Genomic DNA, 6,238 nt, shown 5'->3' with positions numbered 1-6,238 from the left:
TGCGAAGGTAAAAACCAACAGATTTACAGTCTGTCCTCGTTGGCCGCTTGAGTATCTCCCCGAGCCATCATTTGTGGGCAATGCCTTTTGAAATGAACGGTGCAAATATAATGCTGTTTTACGATTGTGCAAGAGAAAAATTGCAGAACTTATCCGTAATCTGCACAACTGTTTGAGTATGAAAACAGTTTGCCGGAAAAAAAAGGAAATAAATGCCTTCATCGGGTTTACTTACCATAAATACGGGAGGAAAGTGACTTGAGAATATCCGAAACATCCTGTTCATGGTCATACCAGGTAATACCTTCCTGTTTCCGGAACCATGTGAGTTGTCGCTTGGCAAATCGGCGGGTGTTTTTCTTGATTTCGGAAATGGCATGTTCCAGGCTGCAGTTGCCCTCCAGGTATTCAAACAATTCCTTATAACCCACGGTTTGCAATGCATTTTTTTGCCTGTACCGGAACAGGGATTCGACTTCCCGGAGCAGACCGTTATCCATCATGATGTCTACCCTGCGGTTTATGCGGTTATAAATTATTTCTCTTTCTGCGGTTAGCCCGATTGTTATGGGGTAGAAACCTCTTTTTTTCGATTTTCCGGACAGAAAGGAAGAATAAGGCTTGTTTGTTCCCAGGCAGATTTCCAGGGCACGTATAACTCTCTGGGGGTTTTCGGTATCTGCCTGTCGGTAATACACCGGGTCAAGGGCCAGAAGTTGTTCTGCCAGGTTTCGAATTCCTTCTTTTCCGAGACGTTCGTTAAGCTCCTGTCTTATGGCGGGGTTTACATCCGGAAAATCATCCAGTCCTTTTAATATTGCATTGACATAAAGCCCGCTGCCTCCCGCCATAACCACAATATCCCCGGTTTTATAAAGTTCTTCCAGCAGGGAAAGTGCCTCTCTCTCAAAGTCGCCAACGGAATAGTCTTCAAAAATACTCCTGTGCTGAATAAAATGATGCGGAACGGCAGAGAGTTCGTCGGCAGAAGGTACAGCCGTACCTATAGACATCTCCTTGTAAAACTGCCTGGAATCCGCAGACAGCACTACAGTGTTAAAATGTTCTGCTATCCGGATCGCCATAGCCGTTTTGCCGATGGCCGTTGGGCCTACGACAGTGATCAGGTATTTATTTTTAGGTGAATTCAATGAACCGGGATTTAATTATTGGTCGGAACGGTTAGCATTCTGTGCGTTGTTTATGGCGGGAGGAAGAGGCGCTCCGCAATTATAGCAGTAATTTGCTTCCGCGTTGAAGTTTTTGGTATTGCAACCGATACACTCTTTGGCCTCTTGTCCGGGGTCAGTTACTTCATCTGCTTTTTTCCTCTGGGATTTCGCATACTCGACAGTTACAATTCCGGTGGGTACGGCTATAATACCATATCCGAGGATCATAATGAGCACCGCTATAAACTGCCCCAGTTCGGTCTGCGGTGCAATATCACCGTAGCCTACGGTCGTCAGTGTAACTATGGTCCAGTAAATACTTCTCGGGATACTTGTAAAGCCACTGCCTTCTCCTTCCTCGATAATAAACATCAACGATCCTATAACCACGGACACGATGAGTACGGTATATAGAAAAACGGCTATTTTGGTCCGGCTTGCCTTCAGGGCATCCCGCAACTGCGAGGCTTCCCCTATAAAGCGCATTAACTTGAGAATACGGAACACCCGGAGTAACCGCAGGGAGCGGATGGTAGCCAGAACATGGGTATTTGTAAAAAAATAAGACAAATACATAGGGAGTATGGCAATAAGGTCTATGATGCCGTAAAAGCTGAATATATAACTCCAGGGCTTTTTTATCGTAACAATACGCAGGATATACTCAATAGTAAAGATCACGGTTATTATCCATTCCGCAATCAGCAGTAGGTCGTGATACTTTTTATCGACTTCCGCAACACTTTCCATCATCACTATAAAAATGCTCAGCATGATGAGAAAAAGGATAACAAGATCAAATATCCTGCCTGCCGGAGTATTTACGCCATATATGATAATATGGGTCTTTTGTTTCCATATTTCGTATTTGGACTTCTCTTCTTTCACTGTTTTCGTTCTAGTATGAGGGGTTGTTTATTATGTAAAGATAGGAGTTCTGCATATAATTTTTTCAATCCTTCGTATTCTTCGGCAATATATACGGGTCTGCCGAATTGCAACCTGGTGTTTATGACAATACTATTGCCATTTCTGGAAGAAAAACAAAGCAGCTGTCCGGAGCCGTCTTCCAGCCGCAGGATTTTTTCTGCCGGGAGTTCCGGAATTTTATAATCTTCCCCGAGATCGATAATAACCTGATAAATGTAGCTGAAAGGATAGCCGAAATCCACCGGGTATGTTCTTTCCTCAAGGGTGAAGGGATTTTTGTCCATTCTGCCCACCACAAAGGGATTGAGGACCAGTATAGGGGAGTGGGGATCTTTTTCCATGCGGAAAGAATACTCTTCAACCAATTGTTTTTCCGCCTCTTTTTGGTTGATTACGGTATATTCTTCCAGTTCATAGGTACTTTTTTTGTCGTATTCGTCCTGTAAGGATTCTTTGTGTTCCTCTAAAGAGACGTTCTGCATTTCTTTTCTTTTGGAGAGTGCGTGATAAAACGAACTGGTTTGCCTGGCTTTAATGCTGGCATATTTATCGCCGGTAAGGGAGATCTGTGTGAATATGGTAGTGCTGGTACGTTTTTCGGGAATTATGTCATACCAGTAACTCCCGTTGTCCATATCCATTACCCTGCCATAGCCGTTAAGTGCATGAAAGGGGAGTATGCCGAAAGGAAGGTTTTTGTCCGCCAGGTCGAGGAGAAAGCTTTCTTCATCTATATCGAGTTTAATAACAAGGTAGTTAAACTCGGATATTACCGGGTACAACTTTGTAGGCAGATTGGAATTTCGTGTGGACAACAGCATAAAATCTGCCTTAAAACCCGCAGCTTTTAAGAAGTTCAGCAATATGAGGTTAAGGTCTGCAATACTTCCGGATTTTTTTTCGAAAGCATCTTTTACATCAACCCGGGTAAAAATATGGTTCTTTCCGTTCCAGAATAGTTGATCCTGTAAGTAATAGTATATCTTTTTCGCTTTTTCCACACCCTGAGGCATTGTTGAAATTTCCTCGGGGACCAGTTTGCCGAAGTAGTTTTCTTTTCTGGCCTGCCTGCCTATTTCTTCCCTGTACTTTATTTCCCTGTCGACATCTTTCCAGCTTTTGGTGAATTTTTTTCGGGTCCCGTCAAAGCCCTCGAATGTTTCCAGTTCGTAGTCTATTGCGGAGAGATAGTTGTATTTGGAGACCATGAAATCTTCTTCCTTGAAGGCGGGGATGTCTTTCATGATATAAGTGCTGTTTACACAATCGGCAGTGCCCACACCCTGGAAATAAAAACAGTCTTTTTTCAGCACCGATTCCTTGTGGTCCAGTTTCAGAAAGCCGGTGAGTTTGATGTTATACCTGTAGTTGGCGGGGATGGTCGTGGTGTACTGGCTGAATATCTTGGGGATGTCGGACTGGAATCTCCAGGAATTGAAATTGTATAAAAAGGGGGATTCCACTTTATATCTATAATCGATTACCGAGCCTTCCTTTACATTGGGAACGGTAAATTTTACCATGTCATAAGCCTCGTTTATATTGTCGGTATAAATATCCTTCTTCGCCAGGCGATATACGGAACGATCGGGATGAATGGAAAGTGCTTCTGCTTCAACAAACCGTTCCCGGCTTTTGTTTTCGAGGGATTTTTGTAACGGAATTTCCAGGATAGCCTCGTCGACACCGTCTTTTTTGAGAATTTTAATGCGGCGTATAACTTCTGTTGACAGGATGACGTTACCAAAACTGTTTTTCTCTATTTTGGAAGTACCCTTTTCGTAAAGTACCAGTGCATTTGCGGTAGTATCCTTTTCATAGCCGGGCATGTTCAGATGTTCCGGAGGGACATTGCCGAATTCAAAACTGATATCCGGGCCCTGTGCCTGTAGTGTGTTAAAAAAAAGGATAAATAAAAAAACAGTGAAAAATTCAGGACGGTTGATCATGACCCCGTTATTATTGTTCTGGTGAATATTCGATAATCTTGTACCCGTTGTTTTTTCTCAGGTATGTCTGAATGATATGCCTCGCATCGGCATTATTATTCATGGGGGTAAGGACATTTTGCAAGATGTGGATATTATTAATCTGATAGTTAAGGTCATAGAATGCAATGCCTTTGAATTCAGACTGTTCAACCATTACTACACTTCGTTCACCGGTTTCTCTTCCTTTGTCTATGATAAGCATGTTCTCATGCGGATAGCTGTATTTTTTGAGGGCTTCTTTAACCCGTTCGTTGTATATTTCGGGCGGCTCCGCATTTATACATGCGCCGTTGCATTTTTGTACGGTGTAATTAAAACAATGTTTTTTGGCATCGGAGAGCCCGTTGAGTTTATTACAAAGGGTAAATTCGTCCGTAAGCCGGTACAGGGTGTTCTTGGCTTCGTGAATAGTGACAAAAGTAGTTATGGGGTATTTTGTAGCAGGGGAGCGGCTGTTCACCTTACTGATAAACAATTCGAGGTAACCGTTCTGATCTTCCCTGTAAAACAGACCGAAAGCGAATATTCGTCGTTTCCCGGCCCTGTTGTATTTGGGTTGGTTCTTTTTTATTTCTTCATTCTCTTTGAGGAGGGCTATCAGTTCGTTTCCGGTTTCTTCATAGGTTACGGCAACAACTTCTTTCTGGATTAGCCTGGCTTTTTTGGCTGTACGTGTAAAATGCTGATTAACGCGTTTCCTGATGTTTTTGCTTTTGCCTATATAGATAATGTTCCCGTTCTCCCTGTGGATGTAATATACTCCCACCTTTTCAGGCAGTTGTTCTACGATATTGAGCAGTTTGGGAGAAAGGGTGCCCGTATTTTCGGATTTTATGCTTTCCCTTACGATTTCTTTGGACTGGTCTTTGGCCAGTAGCAATTTGAACAGCTTGACAGTAGCCTGTGCATCGCCATTGGCACGATGGCGGTCACTTACCGGAATTCCGAGAGAGCGTACAAGTTTTCCCAGACTGTAAGAGCCCGCATCGGGGATAAGCTTCTGGGAGAGCTCTACGGTACAAATGGTTTTTCTCTTGTAATCAAAGCCAAGGCGTTGAAATTCCGTACGCAGTATACGGTAATCGAACTGTGCGTTATGGGCCACAAGTACACAGTCTTCGGTAATTTCGACAATACGTTTGGCCACCTCATAAAATTTAGGGGCCGATCGCAGCATGGCATTGTTGATTCCTGTAAGATTAACTACAAACGGCTGTATTTCCCGTTCCGGATTGATGAGGCTGATAAAACGATCGGTTATTTTATGCCCGTCATACCGGTAAATGGCAATTTCCGTTATGCCTTCTTCATTATATTGTCCTCCTGTGGTTTCTATGTCTAATACAGCGTACATTTATATTCTTTCCCTGCGGGATTATCCGTTTTCCGCAGGTTTCCCGCGTAAAATCCTGCTTATTCTTTATCAAAACTTCTGTACCTTTCAGTACAGCGTGATTTAATTTAATTACCGGGGACTATCCATGATAGTTCCGCGCTCCAAATATACTACTTCCTATTCTAACCATCGTACTGCCACATGCTATGGCGGTGGTATAATCTCCGCTCATTCCCATAGACAATATCCTAATTTCGGGGTGTTCCCGGGAAACCTTATCAAAAAGGGCACGGAGCGTTTGAAATTCTTTTTTAACCTGTGCTTCGTCTTCGGTAAATGTGGCCATTCCCATAAAACCTACGACTTTTACATGTTCCAAAGCCTCTAGTTCCCTTGATCCTACCAAGGCTATGGCCTCTTCCTCACTCATTCCGAATTTGGTGTCTTCCTCCGCGATATGTACCTGTAACAGGCAGGAAATGACCCTTTGGTGTTTTGCCGCCTGTTTATCTATCTCCTTTAAAAGTTTCAGGCTGTCCACCCCATGGATAAGGGAGACATATTCTGCCATGTACTTAACCTTATTGCGCTGTACATGGCCTATCATATGCCATTCGATATCCCCGGGCATCTGCTCCCGTTTATCGGTCATTTCCTGTATTTTGTTCTCTCCGAATATCCTTTGTCCGGCTTCATAAGCCTCCATAAGCTCGCTCACGGGCTTTGTTTTGGAAACCGCAACCAGGGTGACGTGTCCCGGAAGTTCTTTTTTCAGGTTCTGAAGGTTTTCGGCTATACTCATTTTTCTA

At 43.4% G+C, this 6,238-nt stretch carries 5 protein-coding genes; all 5 read right to left on the bottom strand.

Annotated elements, in window-relative coordinates; all coding sequences use genetic code 11:
* Positions 1-227: 227 nt before the first annotated feature.
* The 5 genes from miaA to ED312_RS17685 all read right to left on the bottom strand — a co-directional run bounded on the left by miaA (position 228) and on the right by ED312_RS17685 (position 6,231).
* The gene (miaA, locus tag ED312_RS17705; protein ID WP_123217364.1) at positions 228-1,151 is read right to left on the bottom strand and encodes a tRNA (adenosine(37)-N6)-dimethylallyltransferase MiaA; all 924 of its coding nucleotides are present in this window, start codon (positions 1,149-1,151) and stop codon (positions 228-230) included.
* A 15-nt stretch (positions 1,152-1,166) separates the two neighbouring features.
* On the bottom strand, positions 1,167-2,060 hold the full coding sequence (locus tag ED312_RS17700; protein WP_123217363.1) for an ion transporter: 894 nt from the start codon (positions 2,058-2,060) through the stop codon (positions 1,167-1,169).
* Entirely contained in the window at positions 2,057-4,051 is a 1,995-nt protein-coding gene (locus ED312_RS17695; protein ID WP_123217362.1) for a DUF3857 domain-containing protein, read from the bottom strand. Before ED312_RS17695 ends, ED312_RS17700 begins: the two co-directional genes overlap by 4 nt.
* Before the next feature lie 10 nt (positions 4,052-4,061).
* Complete coding sequence (locus ED312_RS17690) at positions 4,062-5,447, bottom strand: exonuclease domain-containing protein (protein WP_123217361.1); 1,386 nt, start codon at positions 5,445-5,447, stop codon at positions 4,062-4,064.
* Positions 5,448-5,568: 121 nt separating this feature from the next.
* Entirely contained in the window at positions 5,569-6,231 is a 663-nt protein-coding gene (locus tag ED312_RS17685) for a YggS family pyridoxal phosphate-dependent enzyme (RefSeq protein ID WP_123217360.1), read from the bottom strand.
* Between the last annotated feature and the right edge of the window lie 7 nt (positions 6,232-6,238).

The organism is Sinomicrobium pectinilyticum, from assembly GCF_003725735.1.
Lineage (GTDB): Bacteria > Bacteroidota > Bacteroidia > Flavobacteriales > Flavobacteriaceae > Sinomicrobium > Sinomicrobium pectinilyticum.
The sequence above is the reverse complement of the archived record's forward strand: the minus strand, read 5'-3'. Positions and strand labels throughout refer to the sequence as shown.

What these genes read in the sequence shown, in the direction of transcription:
- ED312_RS17695 (WP_123217362.1), bottom strand. Translation starts at nt 4,051, where the DNA reads ATGATCAACCGTCCTGAATTTTTCACTGTTTTTTTATTTATCCTTTTT.
- ED312_RS17690 (WP_123217361.1), bottom strand. Translation starts at nt 5,447, where the DNA reads ATGTACGCTGTATTAGACATAGAAACCACAGGAGGACAATATAATGAA.
- ED312_RS17685 (WP_123217360.1), bottom strand. Translation starts at nt 6,231, where the DNA reads ATGAGTATAGCCGAAAACCTTCAGAACCTGAAAAAAGAACTTCCGGGA.